Source organism: Desulfobacula sp., assembly GCF_030145145.1.
Taxonomy (GTDB): Bacteria; Desulfobacterota; Desulfobacteria; order Desulfobacterales; family Desulfobacteraceae; genus Desulfobacula.
The window spans coordinates 1-24,695 of record NZ_JAQYWD010000001.1; the positions used below are offsets into that span (position 1 = coordinate 1).

The window sequence follows — 24,695 nt, forward strand, 5'->3', positions numbered from 1 at the left end:
CGCTCTAAAATTTCTCACTGACCAATTTTCAAAGATCAAAAAAAAACTCCCCGAGGACACTCAAACCGTCTCTCGAGAAGACCGGCAGATAATGCATGAATTTTTTACTTCTGTCAAACCTTTTTTTAAAATAAAATCGATTAATTTTTATCTGTCTGAATTCATGAGTGATTCATGTATGGCCGATTAAAGTGTTACATCCCAACGGACTCGGCGGCAAGAAGTTTGCTTTGCCGGATTCCCGATATTGCCAGGCATTAAGAACCAGACGGATAAAATATAAAACCAGGGTCTTTGATCCAATGCCGCAAAGCATCCGCGCTTGCCTGCGTCACTGCTCACTCTTTATTTACAATGCGGAGGGATGCCTCAAACTCCTTGAAAAATTTATCTTTTTTCTGCCAATCCGGTCCAAATCGTCGGTTAAAATAATTTTCAAACTTGTCAAACATCTTTTTCCAAAGGGGTTTGCCCTCATTGAGGACAACTTGTTCTAAAAACTCTGTGAGTTCAGATAATTTTTCTTTTGGAAGAAAAAAGACCGCCCCCAACTTTATCGATTTTTTTATAGCCTCGGGGGTTATGGCATAGGCAGACAGCATCGTTGTGGGAAATCCTCTTGAAACGGAATCTTTCAGCAATTCAAAGCCATTTACCCCCATGATATCTAAAATCACAATATCATAAGAGTAACTTAACAGATATTGAAGTGCTGTTTCATAAGTTTTTGCCGTATGAACGATGCACATGTCCAATTCGTCCTTTATCGATTCCAGGACATCCGTTTCATCATCAACTGCCAGGATCAGTTTATCTTTTAAGGGGCTTTGTTTTATCATTTGTATCCTCCATATTCAAATACCGTGTGATTTTATAGCAGGTTTGAAATTTGGGTTTATGGGCGAAGTTCGTTGTCGGTTAAGCGGCTTTAATACGGATTCTTTAAGCGCTCTTTAAGCCAATTGTCCGATCCACCCGTCCAATTATTATCACAGGGTTTTTAAGATGAAAACATCTTTATTTTAGACAACCCTCTTATTTCCTTTCTTATGAACTCAACTTTCGGGGTTGGCCATTTAAAACTGAAGATCGAAAAATGAATTATCTTTTTTTCAAAATGAGAATTGAAAAACCAAAGTGAAAGAATCTTTATGAAAATTAAAGTGATTAATCGGTTTTTACATCGTCTATATCATCAATTAATCCATTAAAATAAGCATGTTATATGATTGACTGTCCAAAAACCACACTATGGCATACATATTGCTGAATATAATGAAGATGTCCAACATAAACTAAGGAGGAGAGCAAGCGTATGAAAAAATCAGAAAGCACACATGGGACTGCAGCATTTTTATCAGGTTTGGCATGGGCTTTACTTATCACCTTGATCTGCAGTATCAGCATGGGAAACGCCTTTGCAGCTGATACAATCAAGATCGGGTATATCAGCCCGATCACGGGCAGCCATGCTGAATTCTCTGAATCTGACCCGTACATGATTTCAAAAGTTAAAGCCCTGTTAAAGGATGGACTGGTTATCAAAGGGAAAAAATACACCGTTGAAATTCTTCAAAAGGACAGTCAGTCCAGTCTGGATAGAGCCGCAAACCTTACAGCACAGTTGATCTTGAAAGACGAAGTAGACTTGCTTTTGGTCCAGGACAGCCTAAGCTCGATTACGGCAGCTGACCAGGCTGAAATTAATGAAGTCCCGTTGGTCTCCACCATGATGCCCTGGCAGGCCTGGATGTTTCCGAGAAAAGGAGATCCGGCTGTTGGATTTGACTGGACATTCCATTTTTTCTGGGGTCTTGAAGATGTAATGAAGTGTTATACAGATATGTGGACCTCTGTTGAGACCAATAAAATAGTTGGGGGATTGTATGCAAACAACCCGTCAGGCCAGGCTTTTGCCAACAGGGAATTTGGCCTTCCAGCAGCCATTGCATCTATCAAATATAAAGAAGTTGATGGTGGCTTGTTCATAGAAGGGGCCCAGGATTACTCTCCTTTTATTGCTAAATTTAAAACCGGGGATACCGATATTATTACCGGGCTTTCTTATGTTCAGGACTGGGCCACGTTCTGGAGCCAGGCTGCTCAACAGGGTCTTAAACCAAAAGTAGTTACCATGGCCGCCTGCCTGCTATTTCCATCTGGGCTTGAAGTTTTGGGAAACCGGGGTGATGGTCTTACAACGGAAATCTGGTGGCATCCCAATGTGCCGTATAAATCTTCTTTAACTGGTGAAAGCGCTGCACAACTGGCAGCCGCCTATGAGAAAGAGACAGGGCGGCAGTGGACTCAGCCCCTGGGCTATGCCCATGCTATCTGGGAAATCGGTATTGAGGCATTAAAACGGGCCGGCGATCCACATGATCGAGACGCTGTTCGTGAAGCGCTGGCTAAAATGAAGATGGACACCATTGTTGGGGGCATCAACTGGGCCGACACGCCGATTAAAAATGTTTCCAAAACGACTCTGGTCGGCGGGCAATGGCGCCTGGGCGGCAAATACAAATATGAGTTGTTGATTGTCAATAATAATGCAGCGCCTCAAGTTCCGGTTCAAGCGGAGTTAAAACTGATGACAGATCTCAAGTAAAAAACGCAGGAAGGCATCAATGCTTAAATTGGAAAATATCCAGAAAAGCTATGGCAGTCTTAAAGTCATACACAATATGTCCTGCGAATTATCCCAGGGTGAGATGCTCGGGATTATCGGGCCGAATGGCGCTGGTAAAACAACGCTTTTTTCGGCCATATCCGGCCAGATTTCTGTGGACGGCGGAAAAATATTTTTTCTGGGAGAGGATGTAACAGGCCTTCCTGCATTTAAACGGTGCATGGCCGGTATCGGACGAAGTTTCCAGATACCACGGCCTTTTCATGGGATGACCATTTTCGAAAATGCCCGTGTGGCTGCCAATTTCGGAGCTGGTTTGAGCGGAAAAACAGCAGATAAATTTGCCATTCAGGCCATTGAACTCAGTGGCTTGGCCGACCAGTTGAATACCCCGTGTTCATCCTTGTCTTTATTAGACAGAAAACGCCTTGAACTGGCACGGGCCCTGGCAACAGATCCCAAATTATTGTTGCTTGACGAGATTGCCGGAGGTCTGGTTGAAAGTGAAATACATGATTTGATTGATATTTTAAAAGAAATTGGCCGAAGAGGAATCTCGGTTATCTGGATAGAACATATCGTACATGCGTTGACCTCGTGTGTGGATCGCCTGTTGGTCATCAATTTTGGTGCCAAGATAGCCGACGGCGATCCAAATACCGTTATGGCGTTGCCCGAGGTCCATGAAATCTATATGGGACTGGATGTAGAAGATGCTTCTTGAGATTAAAGAGTTGAAGGCAGGTTATGGTGAAATACAAGCATTGTTTGGCGTGGAATTATCATTGGAAGAAGGCTCAACCCTTGCCCTGATCGGTGCCAATGGGGCAGGGAAGAGCTCTTTGCTCCGCTGTATTACCGGTTTAATCCGCCCCACTGGCGGTCAGATTCTTTACAACAAAAAAAATATTGCAGCATACAGGCCCTATGATATCTCGGCCATGGGCATCGCCATGGTACCCGAGGGTCGGAGACTTTTTCCGTCCCTGACAGTGGAAGAGAATTTGATCATGGGCCAGTGTAATAAGCGGGAACAGGAGTGGACCCTGGAAAGGGTCTATGACCTGTTCCCCCCTCTCAAGGGATTTAGAAAAAGAATGGGAACCGAACTTTCCGGTGGACAGCAGCAGATGGTTGCTGTTGGGCGGGCACTCATGTCTAATCCCCGGTTGCTGTTGTGTGATGAATTATCTCTGGGTCTGGCACCTGTGGTGATAAAAGATATTTACCGAACCCTTGAAACCGTCACAAAAACAGGACTCAGCCTGATCATTGTGGAGCAGGATATCAACCAGGCGATTGCAGCAAGCAACTCTTTTCTATGCATTCGAGAAGGGGAAATTGTCCTGTCCGGAACCCGGGAAAATGCAGATAGAAACCTGATTGCAAAGGCATATTTCGGTAATTAAACAACAATCTTTTACAAAATAAAAAGCGAGAATTTATGATAGCATGGATAGATACCTTGATTCAGGGTGTATTGCTGGGTGGATTTTTTGCATTGTCAGGCCTTGGACTGTCTTTAAGTTTTGGCATCATGCATATCGTCAATATTGCACATGGTGATTTTTTAGTAGTGGCCGCCTATTTATGCCTGGTGATCTGTGGACTGTTCGGTTTAAATCCCCTGCTAGCCATTATTATCGTTATCCCGTTGATGTTTCTCTTCGGATATGCCCTTCAAAAAACGATTTTAAACAAGGGGGTTGATGGTGGTGAACTCAGCCCCTTGTTGATTACATTCGGATTATCCATCATTTTACATAATTTACTTCAGGAGTTCTTTTCTGCCGATGCCAAAAGTCTTGATGTGGGGGCTTTTGAAGTGGCAAGCCTAAATATTGGGCCACTCCATATCGGGTGGCTGCCCATCACCATACTTGTCACCACACTGGTGGTTTACTATATTCTGCACCAGATCATGGAATCTACCAAGTTTGGTATGATTGTCAGGGCGACGGTTGATGACCCTGAAATCACGAGTTTAATGGGAGTGGATACAAAAAAAATCAATTGCCTGGGGATGGGGTTGTCCATGACAATTGTCGGAATTGCAGGCACCCTTTTCGGTATCAAGTCCTCCTTTTTCCCCCTGGCCGGAGGACTCCAGCTGCTGTTTGCCTTTGAGGCAGTCATTATCGGAGGTATGGGCTCCATCTGGGGCACATTGCTTGGCGGAATGTCCCTTGGTATTGCCCAGACCATTGGATACCGGATCGGATCCGGTTGGGGCGAGTTTGCCGGCCATCTTGTCTTTTTTCTATTTTTATTGTTAAAGCCTTCAGGACTTTTATCAAAGGAAACCCAGCATGCCTGATACACCTCAAGTAAAATCCTCTTTTTCATGGCAGATAAAAAAACCAATTGCCGGTCCTATTATTCTGGCCCTGGCAGCAGTGTTCTGTGCTGTTTTTCCGTTATTCGGCAGTACCGGTACGCTCCGCTTGATGAATGAGATTATGGCCCTGATGATTATGGCCCAGGCCTGGAATTTACTGGCAGGATTTACCGGATTTGTATCTATCGGGCAGCAGGCATTTATTGGCATCGGTGCCTATGGCCTGTTTGTCACCTCTATCGAAACAGGGTTGAATCCCTTTGCTGCCGTTTTTCTTGGTGGTTTGGCTGCCGCAGTGGTCGGCATTCTATCCGCACCGGCCCTGTTTCGTCTTCGCGGACCCTATTTTGCCATTGGGACCTGGGTTCTGGCCGAACTATTCCGAATTGTGATATTAAATACTCAAAAATTCGGCAGTGGATCCGGTCTTACCCTTGCCCGGGTGATCAAGACCATACCCAGGGAATACAGGACCAGCGGAACTTACTGGGTTGCATTGTTCCTGACTGTTTTTACAATTTTCCTGGTTTATTTCCTTCTTCGGTCCCGATTCGGACTGGCTGTCAGAACTGTCAGAGACAATGAGGCCAGTGCTGAGAGTGTTGGGGTTAATATTCTGCGGATTAAATTTATTGTTTTTATCATTTCCGCTTTCCTTACCGGATGTGCCGGGGCCATATCTTATTTAAACACCATGTTTATCAATCCATATGCAACCTTTTCTGTTGAATGGTCGGCCCTGTTAATTTTTGTCGTGATCATTGGCGGCATTGGAACCATTGAAGGTCCTTTTATCGGTGTATTATTCTATTTTTTCCTCAGGGAAACCCTGTCTGATTTCGGTACCTGGTATATCATTGCGCTGGGCCTTGTGGCGATTGCCATGATGTTGTTTGTCCCCAACGGACTGTGGGGAATGGTAAGCAAACGGTTTAATATCAACCTGTTCCCGACCGGTGCCACCGTGGTCATGAAAAAGGGATAACGACAGTTTTAAAGACAAAACCATCACAAAAAAGCATGCATAGTGTCTAAAACACTGAGGATCTAAAACTTTTTCGAACCCGTGAATCTGCTTGATTTCCCGCCTGCAATCTTTTATTCATTCACAACACATTACGCTTAATTTTGGGAATCTTGGGATTGCATTATTTAACCGCACAGGGCGCAGCTTTTCTTGACAATATCAAAACCGTTGAAGGTCTTTACAGGCTCATGGCCCTGTTGCTGACCCCCGGATGGTGGCAGGTGTTAATCTGTTTTATGGCCTGCTCCCTATTAATGATCGTGGGGCTCAATGCCGTTGAAAAAAACGGATTCCAAGGAACCCTTATCGGGACCCTTATCATGCCCTATTTCAGCGGATTTCCCAACCTGTGCTTTGCCTATCTTCTTGCCAGGCAAGGTTCTGACGGTGCCCTGGTTCTTGAAAACTGCCTGGTGAACAATGTGACGACCCTGACCCTTGTTCTTGCTTTTCCCGCCATGCTGTGGGGACTGGATCTTTTCCAGACGGGCAAAAGGATCGGTAATGAAACAAAAATAAACCACTTATCCCTTTTATTAAGTATTCTGGCCCTGGTATTTTTCAGTCTATCTGTCTTTTTTGTATCAAAGGATGGAAGGATTACGGCTGCCGACGGAATGCTGCTGGTGGGGATCTTTTTTTTCTGGCAATTGGTCCCCATGTTTGATGTATTAAAAAATAATACCCGAAGGTCAAAAACCATTAAAAAAAGAATATTTTTAGATCTCCTGCTTATCGGCATCTGCGCCTGGGGCATATTTTCAAGTATTGAAACGCTTATTCAATGGATCTCAACCCACGGCAGGGGGTTTTTCTCCAAAGCCAACCTGGGGCTTTTAAGCGGCCTTCTCATGGTCCTTCCCAATGCATTTTTAGCTGTGTATTACTCGGCTGTTCACCGTTCCGACATTGCATATTCCTCCCAGATCGGTGACTGCCATATCTGCATCCCTTTCTGCATAGGGCTTTTTGCCTTATTTTCGCCCATCACGGTGTCCCCGTCATTTGAACTGGCCATTTTCATTATTATGGGGGCTTCAGCCGGACACTTTTTATTCATGGCTTTTTTCGGTAAATTACCGCGGCTTGCCGGAATAGTTTTGATGGGTCTTTATGGCTTTTTTATTTATGGAGCGATCATTTAATATCATGACACCTGTTTATACCGATGCCTCATCCGCCATTCTCCTGGAAAGAATCAAATTGTTTGAACCATTGACCCGGGTATTTAAGGTTGTCCTGGCAACTTCCGTATTTTACGAGATCACAAAACCAGGAAAATACGGCGCAACATCCTTTACAGAAGGCCTTCGTCAAGGCCAGTTTGTCGTTTATCCCCCTTTTAACTCTGAAAATTTTAAGGCCTCCCCTGACACAGAACATCTGGACAGGGGAGAAAAGGAGAATAAAAATTTCAACGGAATAGAATTCACCCGGTTTGTCGCTGACTTACCACAACGGGGTTAACCGCACGGAAAGACTTGTGTTGAATACATCCAAACCACACGCCTAGCTGATAGGAAATCTGTTCCAAGGAAAAATAAAACAGAAATCCAAAAATATTCAATTCCGGTTTTTTTAAAACATACTCTGTCAGACCCGATAGGCAATGGACAAAAATAAAGAGGATGGACACCCATGGAAAGATCAACAGCACCGGAACAAACCAGATTAAATAATACCGGGAAACAAATGAACAGCAATGATAAAATAATGCGGCATAACTACGAACAATGGCTGAAAAAAGGTCAAATGCACGAACAGGTATCCGGCCCTGCTTGATTTGGGCCTGTTTTGTCATCCCCTCTGCAAGAACGATGAGGGGGCAAAGGAATAAGAACGGCAGATATGAAAAAACAATGGACAGCAGGACCACAGACCAGAACAATGATCCCCAAACAGGTAAAAAGAACTGCTTTCTCCGATTCTGATGCAATATCTGTAAAAGGGGTTCTGAGGTACCATACTCAAACCGTCTGCGGCAGAAAGGACGTATCTTGTTGCGGTGCCTATGAAAAATTTTGCCAATGGGCCTGAATTCCACCGGATGGCCTGCATCCTGCAATCGCCAACACAAGTCAACATCCTCTCCCACCACAAGCGCCTCATTAAACCCGCCAATGTTAAGAAACAGATCCCGCTTTACCAGAAGATTGCACGAGGGAACATAAAAAAAATTTTCATTTTCCCGGGATCTTTTTGCATGGGTTCCCATCATCAAGGATGACTTGACCTGTTCATATTTATCCAGGGGACTTGTGTGGAAAAAACTGTCTACCCGGCCCCCAACAGCACCGATAGAAGGGTCTTTAAAGGCGGGAATCAATTCAGATAACCATAGGGGATCCGCCGTACAATCTGAATCTATAAACGCCAGAATATCCCCTTTGGCTTTTTGAGCTGCCAGGTTCCGGCAGAACGGGGCTTTTTTGTTTTCCGCTAACGCGATAAGATGGACATTAAATTTTTTGATGATGTCCGGTGTATGGTCGGTGGATGCATCGTCCACCACAATGATTTCAATTTTTTCCGAAGGATAGGTCAGCCGGGCCAAAGACTCAAGGCAGGCAGTGATTTCTTCCGGTCGGTTTTGAACAGGAATAATGACAGACACATACGGATACGACGTCATCCGAGCAATCCCTTCCTGTTCAAGAAATCCTTTGCGAACCAGATCATTTAAAAAAAGTTCAACGCTTTCAGGATCAATGGCCCTGCAGCCGCTCACAATTTTTTCCAGCGGGATAAACCTGTTGGACGACAACAGCGCAAAAGCCCCCTTCCAGGCAGCATGAAGCCGTATGGATTTTAAAGGAAAACTTCTGACCAAAACCAAAGACGTATCGTTTTTTTGACAGCTCACTTTTTCAGGCAGTTTATATGCCAGTGGTTTTAAATATGGATCCATCTGCCAGCTGTACTATTTTGATTTCTGAGTTTGTGCAGGGGTTAAAAAACCGTGTTCCTTTAAAAAAGAAATCATGCCGGTCACCTGAAATTCAGGGCTGCCATCTAATATTTGGGTCTTTTTTTTCATCCGACTACCGGTCAACAACAGTTTGATACGATCAAATGATGCTAAATCACTGTCGGGAGCAAGCGTTCTTTTCGTCCGTGGGCAAGGAGGAGAAATATAAGACGTCACCATACTTTTCCCCGTAGAAGCATCGGAAAGACCCGTCACGTGATGAACCGGCTGGATATCGGCCCTTGCCTGGGCCTTTAACGTCGGCATTCTGAACCCATAAGCCCCCATGTCCACACTAAAAACCGCCGGCAGACACGATTGAAGGATTTGTCTGGCACCCCGACCGCAGCTTCTTTGCACAACCGCCGTCTTGTTATCATTAGACATGTTAAGGGTCTCTATGGCGGAGACAAAGGGCTGGTTTAAAAATTCGGCTAAAAAACATGCCACCTGGCCATTTTGACGATCCATGGATTCCTTGCCGCACAATACCAGATCAGGGGCCAGCGTCTCTAATGCCCTGGCCAGAAATTTCGCCTTGTCCTGAGATCCCAGAGAGGCGCTTTGCTCAATCTGATAGAGATAATCCGCTCCCAGGGCCAGGCATCTCTTCAGTTCATCTTCTACGATAACAGGTCCCAGGATCAAAAGGATAATTTCAATATCCGGGTGTTTATCTTTTAAGGTTAATGCGATCTCCAATGCGGCTTCATCATAAGGATTTATCCGAAAAATTTGATCTTCAGGAGCCAAATAATGTGTTTCAGCATCCACCCCTGTTTGTGCATAGGTTTGACAAATCTGTTTGATGCAGACAATTATTTTCATGCAACCCCCATTCTTTTGTTTCTTAACTTCTTATCCAATGGATGATGCCACCATCTCAATAATATCCACTGCCTCGACCGGTTTTTTGGGTTCAGCGGCATTGATGCCGTCATCCAGCATGGTCAGGCAATACGGGCAGGCAGTGACGACCATATCTGCCCCTGAATCAACAATTTGCTCGGCCCGGATATGATTGATATGACGTCCAATAGAATCATGGAGCCACATTTGACCGCCACCGGCACCACAACAGAACCCATTCTCACGACGGTGTTCAAGCTCTTTAATCTCAATCCCGTCAATGGCCCTGCTGATTTTTCGGATTGGCTCAACTATTTTATTCACTCTTCCCAGGTAGCAGGGATCATGAATCGTCAGCAAACTTTTCCGGGGATATCTGGGTGTAATTTTATTTTCCTTGATTAAGGATTGAACCAGTTCACTGGCATGCATCACATCAAACTGCCCGCCAAGGTCCGGGTACTCATGTTTAAGACTATGAAAACAATGCGGACACAGGGTCACGATTTTTTTAAACGTATATTTTTTTATTTCATGGATATTGTTCTTAGCCAATGAATTAAACACGGTTTCCTGCCCTAATCTTCTGGCTTGATCACCGCAGCAACGTTCCTTTTTCCCCAAAACCGCAAATTCAACCCCTGCATGAATTAAAATCCTTACCATGGAACGGTAAACTGTTGTGTATCTCGGGTTGAATGCGCCGGAACACCCCACCCACAACAGCACATCTGTTTGAAAATGATCCCTGGATAACACAGCAACCTCATTATCTTGGATCCAGTCAGTCCTGTGGGCCGGTCCTTTTCCATGGGTGTCACCAAACAGCTCCAGATTACGAATCATGGGCCGCACTTCTTTAGGTAAAGCGTTCTCACACATCGTCTGGTGCCGTCGCAGATCAATGATTTTATCCACAGGATCCGTATAAACAGGGCAGTGATGGACACAGGCCATGCAGGTTGTGCAGGACCAGATCTCGTCATTGCTGATGATGGTATTCAAACCCTCCGTATTTTTCCCATTGCCTTGTTTAATTTGTCCAAAAATTTTCTGTAATATTTTTTCAGGATACAGGGGTTTTCCGGCAATGACGGCAGGACAGTTTTCAATGCATTTACCGCAGGACACGCAGGCTTCAGCATCCAGAAGCTGTTTCCATGAAAGACTGGCAATGGTATTGAAACCTGTTTTTCCCTTTGCAATGGTACCCAGTTTACCCATCTGACGTTTGGGCCAGTATACTATATTTATGGTGGATGCAGACACATGGCGCAAAAAACCGGATGGCATTAAAACCGCGGCCCCTGCCAACACAAGAAAAAAATGAGCGTTAAGGATGAACTGCAAGCCTGGCGAAGACCGGGGCAGGATAAGTGACGCCATCGAACCAACAGGCCATGCCCATTCCGGCCCTTTTGCATAAAAACCGGTTATGACCAGACAAAGACCCATCAAACCGGCAATCAAAAAACGATGGAAAATAATTTTCTCATAATTAAATTTTTTATTTAAATATCTAAGGATAAATAAACCAATGCTGAGCAAAAGCGTAACCAAAAGGATCTCTCCTGAAAGGATGTGAAAGACCAGCCAGAAATGATAATTATCCGTATGATGGTGTGCGAGAAATCCCGTTATAAAAGGTGCGGCAGCCAGGAGCAAAAGCCAATAGTTAGATGCGCCTGTTAAGTCGTTGATGTTTCTTAAAACAAGCCGTCGTATTAAAAAAATAAAACAGCAGATAATAACCAACAACGTTAAAGCATCCGTAACGCTTTCGGGTAAGCTTGGCCAGCCAAACCCCCATGTGGTTTTCAGCAGGATAACATGGGCGTTTAAAAAAAAGGGTATTACAATAAACCCTGCATGAAAAATTAACGTTGCCACCGTCATAACAGGACGTTTTATCGTCCAGTGCAGTATGGATTTCAAACTGTATTTTAAACTCATAACAGGATACATCTTTCTTTACCATTCACCTGTAAAAAGGGATTTTGATTCTGTAAATAAGAGGGCATATACTTATTCATCTTCTTGGTTTCCTGTTAAAAAGAACCAGAACCAAACCATACCGATCAATGACATTCCCATAATAATATAGAGTGTATTTTCCGTATGCAGCATGTAATCTTGAAGCGTATACATCATGTTTTCCATTTGTCTTGTTCCGGCGTATTAATGGTTATTTGTAAAATCAGGGTGGTCATAAAAAACCGGCATTCTTGTAACAATAAATCTGAAAACAAGAACCAGGCAGGTTACCATAAAGATAGAAAGCATCACTTCCATCCAGGAGGGAATATATTTTTCACTTAACGGCTTTTGCCAGTTAAAGGTTATGATGCTCACATTAAGCCTGTTTAAAACAATGCCAATAATGGATAGAATTGCAGCAGATTTTATAAAACCAGGGTTTTTATCCCGAAAGCCGATGGTAAAAAGAAGACAGGGTAAGGCAACAAAGCCAAACACTTCCACAAGAAACCAGATGCCATAAGGGGTCCCAAGAAGGGTCCAGTGATTGCCGGCGGCAACGCCCATCAGTTTTATGATAAAATATCCAAATAATACCAGGGCCGCTGCTTTTGCATATCCAAAAACAAGGGGGTCATGCGCTTCAAGATAGGGCTTACCCATGTTTGAATGAAATGCCCTATGGGAAAGGGAACTTTCAAAGATGACCATTGATAACCCTGCAATGATACTTGATACAAAGAAGAATACGGCAATATATGGCGAATACCAGAGGGGATGAACCTTTGATGGCGCTATCAGAAAAAGCGCGCCAAGGGAGGACTGGTGTAATGTTGATAAAACAACGCCAAATATGGTGAGCATTATGGTTAATTTTACGGCAATGGTACGGGCTTTTCGCAATCCCAGCCATTCAAGGGGTATGGGCGAAAATTCAAGAAAAAGAACCAGAAGATAAAGCATGACACACAACCCCACTTCAAATAAAAGAGAGGTTGTCCCCTGCTGCACAATAAAAGGATATGCCATGATCAGACGATCCGGACGTCCCACATCATATAACAAAGATACCAGTACGGTTGCATATCCGAGAAACCCGGTTAAGATTGCAGGTCTTACAGCAGAATGATATTGTTTCATTCCAAACAGATAACAGGCGGCAGATGTTGTATACCCACCGGCTGCAAGGGCAACGCCACACATAAGATCAAAGCCGATCCAAAGACCCCATGGCTGGGTGTTGGAAAGGTTTGTCACCGTACCAAGGCCCTTTGTAAACCTTAAAATCGTAAGCAGGAGTCCCACGATTACAATCCCCCCGGCAATCACATTAAAGGGCGTAAAAAAAACGTTTTTTTCGTCCATGGCGCCATTTTCTTGTGTTGCAACACCGTCTTGCTCAGACATCAGGAGTCCTCCTCAGATTTTGGCGTATCTGTTTTTGTAAGAGCCGCTTTAACCGCTTTTTCTTTTTCTGCCTGGGCTATTATTAACGCATTTTCCTGCTGAATTTTTGCCGTTTCCATGGCGTGTAAAAGTTGGTCAGCCGCCTTAGTCTCAGCTTCTTGTACTGCCTTTGCAACAGCATGGGCTTTTTCAACAGCTGCTATTTTCTCCCGCCTTTTTGTCATGCCATACATTCCTGTCAAAAACACCGGCCATAACGCCACAACCATTGGAACAACATGCAACGCACCGGACGTTAATTTTGGTGCCGGCGTGTTCCCAAGATCCTCTCTCATTCCGGTTTCTTCAAAAGGAACATCGGAAACGTACATCCAGCTTGTTCCGCCCATCTCTTTTTCGCCATAAATATGATCAACATAGTGATCCGGATCTTTGCTTATTCTTTGTCTTGCAATTTTAATCAGGTCATTGCGTTTACCAAAGGTTAACGCCTCTTTGGGGCAGACTTCCACACAGCCGGGAAGCTCACCTTTTTCAAGCCTGGGAGCGCACATGGTACATTTTACAACTTCCGGCGTAAACGCATCATTATATTGGTATGCCGGCACTTCAAAGGGGCAGGCAATCATACAATACCGGCATCCAACGCACACACTGGGGTCATATGTAACAGCACCGGACGGCTGTTTTGAAAAAGCGGTTACAAAACAGACAGAAGCACATGCCGGTTCAAGACAATGGTTGCATTGAATTTTTCTAAACCGAACGCCTTTTGACGTTTCATATTTATTGACAACCGTATAGGAATCTTCATCTGGTCTGCGTTTGTCATTTAAAATTGACGTATCCTTAAACGGTTTTTCAGGTTCGGGCAGGTTGTTAATCCGATGGCATGCGTCTTCACAGGATCTACAGCCAACGCATCTTGTTTCATCATGCAAAACACCCAGGCTGTCCGGGTAGCCGGCAAATTCCTTTCCAGCAGATGCATGGGCATTCTTTTTGCCACTTGTGGTTCCTACACCCACAGCTCCAAGCCATCCTAAAAATTTTCTTCGCGTTATGGCCATATCGTCATCTCGTTAATGTATAAAAACTGCATCCTGATTTTATTGTTTTTCCTTGTGGCAGTCCGTGCAGCCCACCTGGTCTATCTTCATCCGGGTATGGCATCCCATACACTGGATATGATATGCACCCATAATTCCCGGTCTATCCATGGTGTTTCCATTAAACGGCTTGCCATGACAACTTTTACACCGGCTAGGCGTGTCTGTGGCAGGGGAATGATGGTGGCATCCCAGGCACAAGGTGCCCGTATCAGCATGGAAATATTGCGCCAGTTTATTCTCTTTTATATTCCGGGCAATGGTGTTGACTATTTTTCCATGGGGGAAGTTGACGGGTTCATATGTATCAACAAGGTCTTTTAAAATGATGGTTTCCGGGATATTTTTTATATCAATACGTTTAGCTTGAGTGGCCCGGGCTCGCTGTTCAATTATTATAGCAGCTGCATTTTCATCCAACGCCTCATCTGTCAGCGGCTGGGTGTGACACATCAGACATGAAGCATTATCAGACTTTCCGGTTTTAGAAAAAAAGGAATGGCACCCTGCACAATCTATATCATCCTGCATTTTTTGATGGCACCCGGCACAGCTTTGATCCCTGTCCATTTTATGCATTGCCTGCTCCAGGGAAACCCCTTTACTTTCCATGGACCCTTCCAGGGTGTGGCAGGTATTACAGGCCGACATTGTCTGGTGATGACACACCCGGCAGGTATCATTATCCTTTTCATGGCCTTTATGATTAAACGATACAAAATTCATTCTGTTTTTACCTGATTCATCAAGCTCCCTGTTGCCTGTTTTCATGTTCACTACATCCGGCTGATTTCTTTCCAACCGGGGGACAGGGAAAATTTTTTCTATCCCTTTTTGTGCCAATGGATCATGGCACCCGCCACACCTGAAAGGGCCGGTCTCTTTTTTTTCAGCCGTTCTTGCGATATGACAATTGATGCAGACGTCATGAACAGCCTGTTCCAGGGAAATGACATTGTTTTCAGACAATTTTTTTTCATGACAGTGTCTGCAGGTTGTTTCTTCACCTTTTTTATACGTATCGGTTTTGCAATCCGTATGACAGACCTCACATTTTTTATCATAGGCCGTCAAGTGGCGGTAATGAAGAGAGTTATCCATTCCCATGGGCGTCCGTGAAGACAAAACCTGAGGATCGGGATCATGACAGTCAGCACATGCAACAGGACCGGTTTTTTGATTTCTGGTTGTATTGTCTTTATGGCATCCAATACAATTGTCATGAAACGTATCCATGGCATCTTTTCCATTTGTATATTGATACGCCATGAATGTTTGTAATACTTTATCCTCTTTGATTTTATGACAGGTTTTGCAATCACCCCCTGTCTTTTCAATGGCATCCGTGTGCCTGTCGTGGGGAAAAAAAACCTCTGGCCGCTCAAGATCACCAAACGTTTTCATGACATCTATGCGTATCATATCAGATCCCGGGGGGAGGCGTACTGAGGTTGATTCAATGCCTTTTGCAACAGCAACAGCAACAAACAAGATGACAATCAAAACCACCAGATTGTGTCGTTTTAATAGTGTTTTAGCGTAGTTTACCATTGTTGCGCTATCCAATATCCTTTAATTGAATTAATCGTTTGATCAAAAGCGGCAGGATCAGGTCAAAGTCACCAACGATACCAAGAGATGCAAATCTGAATATCCTGGCCCTGGCATCCGTGTTTATGGCAATAACCTGTTTTGATTTCTCAATGCCTGCAGTGTATTCATTTGCACCTGAAATCCCACAATTGATAATCAGACGTGGCGTGACAGTCTTACCGGTTTGGCCGATCTGCCGTTCAAAAGGCAGATCACCCCTGTCAATAACCGGCCTGGTGCCGGCAACGGATGCACCCAGAAGACGTGCCAGCTCATAAACGGAATCCAGAGCGGTTTCATTGCCAGCCTGTTTGCCAACCCCTCTTCCTATTGCAAGTATGATATCTGCCTCGGTAATATCCAGGTTTTCAGGCTCAGCTTCAATGGTGCTGATAATTCTGGTTTTAAAATCTTGTTCCTCGTTTTGCTGTAAATCGATTTGATGGATCACTATATTATTTTTCTCGTCCCGATATCGTTCCTGGTCCGGTTCACGTCCTGATGACACCAGCACATTTGGGAGAAGTGTTACAATTAAAGACGTCCTGCAATTGTAAGTCCGTGTTTCAAACAGATGGCCGTTGGCTATGGGGCGTACCGCTGTTGGAATTTGATCATTAACACTCAGATCCACCGCCCGGGTAACAACCTGCAGTTGTAACATTGCAGCAAGCCTGGGGGCTAAATCAGCCGTGTCCGCATCATGGGCCATGAGAAAAAATAGGGGTCTCTCTTTTTCCATCACCCCGGACAAAGCGCGGGCAACAGACTCACCATGATATGTTGACGCTGAAGATCCCTTAAACTGAATGACCCGATCAACGCCACATCCACCCAGTAAATTTAACGGGTTGGCATTTTCCTGATCATCATCCAATGGGTCGTTTAAATCAATTCCCATGGCAATGGCCACAATGGAAACCGTATCCGCCATATCAGCTGCCAGTTCTCTTGCTTCCTGCACAAGCCCAAAGGTGATATCATCAATCAGACCATCTCTTTGATGGATCCAGATCCAAATAGTATTTTTCATAAAAATAGTTCCGTATTCACATGATCAGATATCATCATTCACCATTCTAGTAAAATCATAAACGCCTGCCGATACGATGTCCATCTGTAATGGCACTATCTGTTAATCTCGGTGCAAGACAGTCCCCAATACGATAAATTTCTTTACCCGTATCTTTTAACTCAAAATAAAGACGGTCGTCTGCCATATTTCCGGCAATACAGACAATGGTGTCATACCCCTCAAAATCTATCATTTCATTGGAATAAACGTTAAGCCCCTTGACCAGTGTCCCCTGGATTTCCAAAACCGCAATATCAGGGGTACAGGTAACCCCTTTTCGGGCCAGGCGCTGACTGGTCAGAAACAGATCCTGCAAGGGTCCCAAAGCGGATCCGGGGAAAAGGGATGGCACCAGCATATGGACTTTCCTTCCCTGGTTTGCAAGAAATTCTGCTGTGCCAGTGCCATGGTGATGCCCATTTAAGTCAATGACCAGAACCGCTGGTCCGGCCATGACCTGACCGGTCAGGATCTGTATACTGTTCACCACCTGGGGGAACTGGTACTGCCCGGGAAACGGATTGTTTTTTGGCGTTGAACCGGTTGCCACAACAATGGCATCGGGATTTTCTCGTAAAATCATTTCAGCATCAGCCCTGCACCCAAGTCTTACATCAATATCCAATTTATTGACCTGGCTGCTCAGCCACCGGGTCACCCCCTGGATCTCCTGACGTCCCGCAGCCTTGGCAGCAATCAGATTCTGGCCCCCCACCGCATCATTCTTATCAAACAAAATGACCTGGTGTTTACGCAATGCCGCAACCCTGGCAGCTTCCAGTCCTGCAGGTCCTGCGCCAATGATCACCACCTTTTTGGGAACATCGCACAAACTCAAGGTCCCTTTACCCAGCGTTTGTTCATTTCCGGCACACGGTGTCTGCATACAGCCGATGGTGTATCCCATTCCCATGCGGCCAATACATCCCTGGTTGCAGGCAATGCAGTGACGTATATCTTCTGACTTGCCATAACGGGCCTTGTTGGGAAGGTCCGGATCTGCAATGAGCGCCCGCACCATATTCACCATATCTCCCTGACCGTTTTCCAATATTTTTTCGGCAAGATGGGGGTCATTGATGCGATTGGTTGCATACACCGGCAGATTCACCACAGAACGAATACCCGCAGAAAGCGGGGTGGTATATGCCAGAGGGGTATGCATGGAACCCTCTACAAGGAAAAGGTTATGAAACGTTCCAAGACTGATGTTGATAAAGTCTATCAACCCGGCATCATCCAGGCATTTGGCCACTTTTTTTGCATCACGGTGGGTAAGTCCCCCTTTGGGGTGCATCTCATCCGCATTTAACCGGACACCCAGGGTAAACTCATTTCCAATCGTTTTTCGAACAGCGGCTATGACCTCAAGACAAAACCGCAATCGGTTGTCAAAACTGCCCCCATATTCATCTTCCCTGAAGTTGGATGCCGGTGAAAGGAACTGCCGGATCAGGGAACTGTGACCCAGTTGAAGTTCAATACCGTCAAACCCGCCCTCCACGACATATCGGGCACTTTTGGCAAAATAGGCGATACATTCTCGGATATCTTCTATTTCCATGGCTTTAGCCATTTCACGGAACAGGGGATCTTTTCCCGGAGAGGGTCCCCAAACCGGCAGTCGGGAAATTTTTCCGTCCGCCTGCATGCCGTTATGGTTGAGTTGGGCAAATATTTTGGTATCGGTTCCATGAATCGCCCGGGTCAGTTTTAAGAATCCGGGAATCACTTCAGGTACAAACGCATCCACTAACTTCGCATAGGCCAGATCAGACGGATGCACGGTCAGTTCTTCGGTGGTGATCAGTCCGCACCCGCCGTTTGCCCGCTCCATGTAGTAATGGATATGCGCATCACTGATTTGATGGTTTTCAGACAGATTGGTCAGATGGGCTGCAAAATTGATCCGGTTGGGTATGATGGTGGATCCGATTTTCAAAGGAGAAAAAAGATAGGGATACTCACTCATATGATCTCCCCTGTTCTTCTGGCCTCAAGAATCGCCATGTCAATCCCTCTTGGGGCAACACTGTCACCGATTCTATAGAGTTCATTCACCATCCCCTTTAACTGGAAATAAAGCGAGTCGTCTGCTTTATCCCCCATGTCCAGGACAATGGTATCATAGTCTTTATATTCAATAAATTCATTGGTATAAATATGTCTGGCATGGACAAGATTGCCGTCAATTTTTTCGACCCTGACATTGGTTGTAAAGGTGACGCCTTTTTGAAGCAGCCGCTGTCTTGTCAAATAAAGGTCTCCGATGGGCGCAAGCCCAATGCCGATAAACAGGTCACTGGTCACCATATCTATTTTTTTTCCCTGGTCAGCCAACAATTCCACGGTGGCGGTTGCATGGTGTCCCCCATTTTCATCAACAAACAGCACCCGGTCTCCCACGGGAAATTTTTCTTCAAGCACATCCCGGACATTGATGACAAAGGGCGGACCATAATTGCCATCAACGGGTTTCTCACACGGGACAGACCCTGTGGCAATTACCACCACATCCGGTTGACCCTGTTTGACAAACTCTTTTGTCACCTGTGTTTTTGTGACAACCCGGACATCCCTTTTTCCAAGCCGATACCTCAGATAGCGCACCACTTCTTCCATGGGTTTTCGGCCGGCCGCTTTGCATTGCAGATTGATCTGGCCACCCAAAACCGTATTTTTTTCGTAAAGGGTGACGGTATGACCGCGATGGGATGCCACCCGGGCAACCTCTAAACCCGCCGGTCCTGCCCCGACCACCCATACGGTCTTGAAAACATCCGGTTTGATACGGTTTGTTTTGTCCTGATGCTCAAACCCGACCCCGGGATTTTGGATGCACCCTAAAATTTTTGACTGGTTGATGCGGCCAATGCACCCGTTATTGTCCCTTACACAACTTCTGATCGCTTTTATATCACCGTTAAGGGCTTTTTCAGGCATTTTAGGATCACAAATGAGATTTCGAATAAATCCAACAACATCAAAATCTTTTTTTCCAATACCTTCATCCGCCATCTTCGGGGATGCCATCTGATATCCGCCAATGACGGGCAGGGCGATGGACCCTTTTATCTGTCGGGTGGTTTCCAAGGCAAACTTGTCCGGTGTATGCATGGACGCCATTTGCATGTGCAGGTTATAATAGGTCCCCACAGCCACATTAATAAAATCCACCTGGGTTGTGCGTTCAAAAATCTTCGCCATTTCACAGGATTCTTCCGGGGTTATTGCCCCCCAGAATATTTCATCCGCACACAGCCGGATGCCCAATGACACATCCGGGCCCACCTGTTCCCGGACGGCATGAACAACAGCAAGGGGAAATCGCATCCTGTTTTCAAGGCTTTGGCCATATTCATCCTGGCGATGATTGCTCAACGGGGATAAAAATTGCCGCAATAATGAATAGGGCCCCATATCGATTTCAATTCCGTCAAAGCCCCCCGCTACAGCAAGGGCTGCTGATTGGGCAACCGCCATAACAACTGACCTTATTTCATGCAGTTCCATTGATTTGCCTGTTTCGCCAAAGGCAATATCTGACTGGGCTGACGGTGCAAGACATGCCTTGCGTGTTATGGCGCCACTGCTTTGAAACCCGTGGTGGTTCAGGTTGGCAAACACTTTGGTCTCATATTCGTGTATGGCCCCGGTAAGGGTTTGAAACCCTTTGATGACCCGGCTATCATAGGCGTCGATCATGGCCTCCCAGGGTCGATCGTCAGGGTCGATACAAAGTTCGCCAATGATAATAAGGCCGCATCCGCCCTTTGCTCTTTGTCGGTAATAGGCGGTATGCCGGTCACTGACACACCCTTTTTCGGCAAAGTTTGTCCGGTGGGCCAAAAATCCAATTCTGTTCGGCAGGACCATCTTACCTAAATCAATGGGGCTGAACAAATGATCAAACATGAATGCCTTCCTTAACTTGCTATTTTTTTCAAATTGACCAGACATTCAGGGTCAGGCATATTAATATCATGGTAGGTATGGTAAGCCATGGCCGGACATCCTCCTCGACAGACATCAAACCGGGAACAGGTCATGCAGGTTTCCACATTAAGATTCCGCAGGTTTGAAAAAACCATTGAATTATCCCACATATCCTGAAAATCGTCCTTGCGAACATTTCCCGCGTGAAACGGGCTTTCCTGCAGAAAGGCACAGGGATATACGTCACCATTGGGTGAAATGCAACAGGTCATTTTAGCTGCCCCGCACATGTCCAGTCCCTTTCTTCTGCGTTTTTCAGATGTCAGACAAAAAAACGAATCTCCGGTTCTGACAAGGTCATGGTTTTCCAGCCAAAGGGCAAAATTCTCCAATTGCCATTTTTCAGGCCCCAGGGTGTCCACACTGTTTTTTGCCCGTCCGGAAGGACGGAACCGGGACACCCTCATTTCAGAACCAAAAGATGCTGCAATTTTTCTAAGCGCATCCAACTGGGAATAATTGATCCGGGTCAAAACCGTATTAATGCTGAAGGGAACATGATGACGGGCCAGACATGCCATGGCCTGTAAAATTTTTTCATAGGTTCCCTTCCCCCGTATCCCATCGTTCACCTGGGCTGTGGCACCGTCAAGACTGACCTGCAGGTAAAGCATTTTCAACCGGGATAACTTTTTTGCCAGCCGATCATCCACAAGGGTGCCATTGGTGCTCACACAGGTGACCAGTTGTCGATCATGGGCGTATTGCAGCAATTCAAAAAAATCTTCCCGGAAAAAGGGTTCCCCCCCACCGATGTTCACCTGGAACACTTTCATGTGGGTCAATTGATCGATCAATCGGCGACATTCTGGGGTCGTTAATTCGTCTGCTGCTGCCACCCCTGAATCAGACAGGCAATGGGCACATTTCAGATTACACTTTAACGTCATTTCCCAGGTAACATTCACCGGTGCCCGCAGGCCCGTTCTAGCTAATTTAGAACTCAAGAATCACTCCTTTATCAATTAATTGACCCAGGCTTTTTTCTATTTTTTCAAGATACCCGTCAGAAACCGTTGTTTCCCGGCTTTTTTGTTCCGCCCATTGCCGAAGCGCGCAGTCACTCGTAAAAAAAGACGGGTCGAGAAACGTCCCCACCGGAAGAAAATAGAGGCGTGGCCCCCTCATGGTATAAAAAAGAAGGCCAAAATCCTCCTGTCTCACTTGTGTTCCGGAAGATAACCGGTATTTTTTTTCAGATATACATGTCATAATCGACCTACACTTTTATTGGGGTAACTCAACTTTCGATTTTCAGTTTTAATGGACGGGGTCAGGCTTTTTTATGGTGTTTTTTATCACTATTTTATGACTATACGGTTAAAAAGTGCCATAAAGAAAGCCTGACCCCATGTAAAAATGACCCAATCCGAAAATTGAGGGGTAACTTATTAAATCAATAAACACCACAAATGCCATCAATGGCCATCTCTTCAATTTCAATCTCTTCTGTGTCAAAAATATCCTCTGTCTTTTCAATATCCGCTTTGATGTCATTCATCTGATTGTCTTGCTCTTTCATTATTTTACGTATCCTTTATATTATTATTGTATTTGAAATATCCAAATGACCACACCCCTGTTTGTCTGAGAAAACAGATAACTTAAACAGCAATATATATGCCATTTTCTATGTCTCTTTGCTCTTCTTTCTTAACCCAATGATATTTAAAGAAATTTTTTCGTAGGAGGGATACAGTAGACAAACTTTTTAAAACCAGCGCAATATTTTTTTTTTCAATTTGAAATTGTTTTTCTCATAATGGTATACGGCTTATTAGGTTCCATATCTGCTTTAGTGTCATCCATGTGATTGTTTTGCCTGTCCTTTTTATAATTATTGTCCCGGGAATATCCAGATGATCAAGACACTCTGAGATGCTTGATCATCCGGAATATTCACCCGTATACCCTATGGTGAATCCTGCGCTTTAATTCACCTCACTTATTTAAAAATTTAACGCCGTGTCCAGTTCTTCAGGACTGATTAAGACGACTTTATTGTGCGGCGGAAGCGGTTCCGTATAAAAGAATTCCGGCAACCGGTCATCCGCATTGGTTAATCCGGCTTTGCGGTTAAATTCCAATTCTTCTTTTAACACCCTGACGCCCATGGCCGGTATATCGTCCGGTCCTAACTGGGTGCCAAACTTGGCATTCATGACCTTTAAAAAGGCTTCTCCGCCCTCCGGTGTTGTCAACGCAAAGCTTGCCAGCAGGCACAGGCCTGTACAATCCACCGCTGCCATGGCAATCTGTGTGTTTCTGGATGCTTCGACCTGACCTTCAGGTTTCAAGGGATCAAGGGCCCCGGACATATACTCTCCCAAAACATTCCCAGCCGTATGATCCGCTCCCATGGGGGAAGTGGCATAGGTCACCGCGTTTCCCTGCATGCCCCGGGGATCATAGGCGGCAATACTTTGCCCCTTAACAGTGGGGACCCGTTTATGATTGAAATGGTTGCCCACGGCATCAGGGCCATTCCCTATAATTTTTCCCAGTTCCGTTCCCTGTCCGATCTGTTCGAGCATATCAATGGCTGCCTCACCATCACCAAAGTTTATTTTTCCGGCATCCATGGCAACGCCTATGGCCACGCCAGTGTTCATGGTATCTACCCCCATGTCATCACATAGCCGGTCCAGCCGGGCAATGATATCCAGATCATCAATGCCGGTCATTCCTCCCATTGACCAGATGGTTTCATATTCAAGGGAGGAGGTGACAAACGCCCCTTTTGCATCTACAATCTCATTGGAACACCGTATAATGCATTGAGAACACCCTAAATGGGAATTATTGCCCCCTCTTTTTCCGTTCAGCTCGGCAAGGGCTTCACCACTGACTTTTTCCCAGCCGTCCATCACCCCCTTGGTGGCATTGAGACTGGGAAAAGCCCCCATGGAATTCACCGCGCCCACTAAACCGGCTGTACCCAGAGCCGGCAGCAACTGTCCTGTAAAGGGGTGGGCTTTGACAGACTGGGCAAAGGCTTTTGCCGCTTGTTTAAACCCTTCCGGATCGGCAATGGCATCAGCATTTTTCCCTTGTTGATCAATGACAATGGCCTTTATTCCCTTTGCCCCCATCACTGCTCCCATGCCTCCCCTGCCGGCTGCCCTGCACGGTCGGCCATCCACATCCGAAGCCTGGATGGAAGCGGATGCCAATTGATATTCACCTGCCGGACCAATGACCAGAATGGACGATTTTTCTCCATAGGTTTCAAGCAAGGTTTCGGTGAGGGCATAGGTTTTCATCCCTCTATATTCCGTTGCAGGGACAAGACTTGCCGCTCCCTGGCCGTCAATCCTTAATATATATAATTCGTCATCCGTTGTCTGACCCTCAATGATAATGGCCGTAATACCCAGATGTCCCAAAGCAGCCGCTGTTGTGCCACCGGCATTGCTTTCTTTTATGCCGCCGGTTAATGGACTTTTCGCCCCAATGGAAACCCTGCTGGTGTTGACCAGACTGGTTCCGCTTAACGCACCGGGTGCAATGATCAGTTTATTGTCCGGTCCAAGGGGATCACATGTCGCTGGGACCTCTGCATTGATTATTGTTGAGGTAAGGCCTCTGCCGCCAAGCCCCAGATATTTCTCTGGGACGTCACCAATAGCAGTAGACTTATCGGTCATATTGACCTTGATAAATTTCATGTTTGTTCCTTTTTTTGGATGATTCAAAAATCTATTGATACCAATGATGTTGAATGTCT

Annotated in this window: 23 protein-coding genes; 8 read left to right on the forward strand and 15 right to left on the reverse strand. The window is 45.4% G+C overall.

Features of this window, described 5'->3' with window-relative positions; translation table 11 throughout:
* A partial coding sequence (locus tag Q1Q15_RS00005; protein WP_300454837.1) for a hypothetical protein occupies positions 1 to 190 on the forward strand: 190 nt, incomplete at its 5' end.
* Positions 191 to 338: 148 nt separating this feature from the next.
* On the opposite strand, the gene Q1Q15_RS00010 is transcribed toward Q1Q15_RS00005, so the two are convergent.
* Positions 339 to 839, reverse strand: a complete 501-nt coding sequence (locus Q1Q15_RS00010) for a response regulator (protein ID WP_300454840.1) — start codon at positions 837 to 839, stop codon at positions 339 to 341.
* 476 nt (positions 840 to 1,315) lie between these two features.
* Between Q1Q15_RS00010 and Q1Q15_RS00015 the strand changes: the two genes are divergently transcribed.
* The 7 genes from Q1Q15_RS00015 to Q1Q15_RS00045 all read left to right on the forward strand — a co-directional run bounded on the left by Q1Q15_RS00015 (position 1,316) and on the right by Q1Q15_RS00045 (position 7,461).
* Complete coding sequence (locus Q1Q15_RS00015; protein ID WP_300454843.1) at positions 1,316 to 2,608, forward strand: ABC transporter substrate-binding protein; 1,293 nt, start codon at positions 1,316 to 1,318, stop codon at positions 2,606 to 2,608.
* A 19-nt stretch (positions 2,609 to 2,627) separates the two neighbouring features.
* On the forward strand, positions 2,628 to 3,353 hold the full coding sequence (locus tag Q1Q15_RS00020) for an ABC transporter ATP-binding protein (RefSeq protein WP_300454846.1): 726 nt from the start codon (positions 2,628 to 2,630) through the stop codon (positions 3,351 to 3,353).
* Positions 3,343 to 4,038 carry an ABC transporter ATP-binding protein gene (locus tag Q1Q15_RS00025; protein ID WP_300454850.1) on the forward strand — a complete coding sequence of 232 codons (696 nt, stop codon included), beginning with the start codon at positions 3,343 to 3,345 and terminating at the stop codon, positions 4,036 to 4,038. Before Q1Q15_RS00020 ends, Q1Q15_RS00025 begins: the two co-directional genes overlap by 11 nt.
* 35 nt (positions 4,039 to 4,073) lie before the next feature.
* A complete protein-coding gene (locus Q1Q15_RS00030; RefSeq protein ID WP_300454853.1) occupies positions 4,074 to 4,946 on the forward strand; it encodes a branched-chain amino acid ABC transporter permease in 873 nt (290 codons plus the stop codon).
* Positions 4,939 to 5,952: a branched-chain amino acid ABC transporter permease gene (locus tag Q1Q15_RS00035; protein WP_300454856.1), complete on the forward strand. Its 1,014-nt coding sequence runs from the start codon at positions 4,939 to 4,941 to the stop codon at positions 5,950 to 5,952. The genes Q1Q15_RS00030 and Q1Q15_RS00035 overlap by 8 nt, the downstream gene beginning before the upstream one ends.
* A gap of 158 nt (positions 5,953 to 6,110) precedes the next feature.
* On the forward strand, positions 6,111 to 7,139 hold the full coding sequence (locus Q1Q15_RS00040) for a hypothetical protein (RefSeq protein WP_300454859.1): 1,029 nt from the start codon (positions 6,111 to 6,113) through the stop codon (positions 7,137 to 7,139).
* Between the two features lie 4 nt (positions 7,140 to 7,143).
* Positions 7,144 to 7,461 (forward strand): hypothetical protein, encoded by a 318-nt coding sequence (locus Q1Q15_RS00045; RefSeq protein ID WP_300454863.1) that lies wholly within the window; start codon positions 7,144 to 7,146, stop codon positions 7,459 to 7,461.
* On the opposite strand, the gene mftF is transcribed toward Q1Q15_RS00045, so the two are convergent.
* The 14 genes from mftF to Q1Q15_RS00110 all read right to left on the reverse strand — a co-directional run bounded on the left by mftF (position 7,424) and on the right by Q1Q15_RS00110 (position 24,636).
* The gene (gene mftF, locus Q1Q15_RS00050; protein WP_300454865.1) at positions 7,424 to 8,902 is read right to left on the reverse strand and encodes a mycofactocin biosynthesis glycosyltransferase MftF; all 1,479 of its coding nucleotides are present in this window, start codon (positions 8,900 to 8,902) and stop codon (positions 7,424 to 7,426) included. The two genes, Q1Q15_RS00045 and mftF, sit on opposite strands and share 38 nt — an antisense overlap.
* Before the next feature lie 12 nt (positions 8,903 to 8,914).
* Complete coding sequence (locus tag Q1Q15_RS00055) at positions 8,915 to 9,790, reverse strand: electron transfer flavoprotein subunit beta/FixA family protein (protein ID WP_300454868.1); 876 nt, start codon at positions 9,788 to 9,790, stop codon at positions 8,915 to 8,917.
* Positions 9,791 to 9,820: 30 nt separating this feature from the next.
* The gene (locus tag Q1Q15_RS00060) at positions 9,821 to 11,764 is read right to left on the reverse strand and encodes a (Fe-S)-binding protein (protein ID WP_300454871.1); all 1,944 of its coding nucleotides are present in this window, start codon (positions 11,762 to 11,764) and stop codon (positions 9,821 to 9,823) included.
* Between the two features lie 72 nt (positions 11,765 to 11,836).
* Positions 11,837 to 11,971, reverse strand: coding sequence for a sulfate respiration complex protein HmcD (hmcD, locus tag Q1Q15_RS25410; RefSeq protein WP_363320840.1), 135 nt, complete (start codon positions 11,969 to 11,971; stop codon positions 11,837 to 11,839).
* Between the two features lie 18 nt (positions 11,972 to 11,989).
* On the reverse strand, positions 11,990 to 13,195 hold the full coding sequence (gene hmcC / locus Q1Q15_RS00065; protein WP_300454874.1) for a sulfate respiration complex protein HmcC: 1,206 nt from the start codon (positions 13,193 to 13,195) through the stop codon (positions 11,990 to 11,992).
* Positions 13,195 to 14,265, reverse strand: coding sequence for a sulfate respiration complex iron-sulfur protein HmcB (gene hmcB, locus Q1Q15_RS00070; RefSeq protein ID WP_300454877.1), 1,071 nt, complete (start codon positions 14,263 to 14,265; stop codon positions 13,195 to 13,197). Before hmcB ends, hmcC begins: the two co-directional genes overlap by 1 nt.
* 39 nt (positions 14,266 to 14,304) lie before the next feature.
* Positions 14,305 to 15,855 (reverse strand): sulfate respiration complex hexadecaheme cytochrome HmcA, encoded by a 1,551-nt coding sequence (hmcA, locus tag Q1Q15_RS00075; protein ID WP_300454880.1) that lies wholly within the window; start codon positions 15,853 to 15,855, stop codon positions 14,305 to 14,307.
* Positions 15,856 to 15,862: 7 nt separating this feature from the next.
* Positions 15,863 to 16,930, reverse strand: a complete 1,068-nt coding sequence (locus Q1Q15_RS00080) for an electron transfer flavoprotein subunit alpha/FixB family protein (RefSeq protein WP_300454883.1) — start codon at positions 16,928 to 16,930, stop codon at positions 15,863 to 15,865.
* A 55-nt stretch (positions 16,931 to 16,985) separates the two neighbouring features.
* On the reverse strand, positions 16,986 to 18,944 hold the full coding sequence (locus Q1Q15_RS00085; RefSeq protein WP_300454885.1) for a mycofactocin system FadH/OYE family oxidoreductase 2: 1,959 nt from the start codon (positions 18,942 to 18,944) through the stop codon (positions 16,986 to 16,988).
* Positions 18,941 to 20,887 (reverse strand): FAD-dependent oxidoreductase, encoded by a 1,947-nt coding sequence (locus Q1Q15_RS00090; protein WP_300454888.1) that lies wholly within the window; start codon positions 20,885 to 20,887, stop codon positions 18,941 to 18,943. Before Q1Q15_RS00090 ends, Q1Q15_RS00085 begins: the two co-directional genes overlap by 4 nt.
* Before the next feature lie 11 nt (positions 20,888 to 20,898).
* A complete protein-coding gene (gene mftC / locus Q1Q15_RS00095) occupies positions 20,899 to 21,915 on the reverse strand; it encodes a mycofactocin radical SAM maturase (protein ID WP_300454891.1) in 1,017 nt (338 codons plus the stop codon).
* Positions 21,905 to 22,180 carry a mycofactocin biosynthesis chaperone MftB gene (gene mftB / locus Q1Q15_RS00100; protein WP_300454893.1) on the reverse strand — a complete coding sequence of 92 codons (276 nt, stop codon included), beginning with the start codon at positions 22,178 to 22,180 and terminating at the stop codon, positions 21,905 to 21,907. The genes mftC and mftB overlap by 11 nt, the downstream gene beginning before the upstream one ends.
* Positions 22,181 to 22,364: 184 nt before the next feature.
* On the reverse strand, positions 22,365 to 22,490 hold the full coding sequence (mftA, locus tag Q1Q15_RS00105; RefSeq protein ID WP_300454898.1) for a variant-type mycofactocin precursor: 126 nt from the start codon (positions 22,488 to 22,490) through the stop codon (positions 22,365 to 22,367).
* Between the two features lie 427 nt (positions 22,491 to 22,917).
* Positions 22,918 to 24,636 carry an aldehyde ferredoxin oxidoreductase C-terminal domain-containing protein gene (locus Q1Q15_RS00110; protein ID WP_300454901.1) on the reverse strand — a complete coding sequence of 573 codons (1,719 nt, stop codon included), beginning with the start codon at positions 24,634 to 24,636 and terminating at the stop codon, positions 22,918 to 22,920.
* Between the last annotated feature and the right edge of the window lie 59 nt (positions 24,637 to 24,695).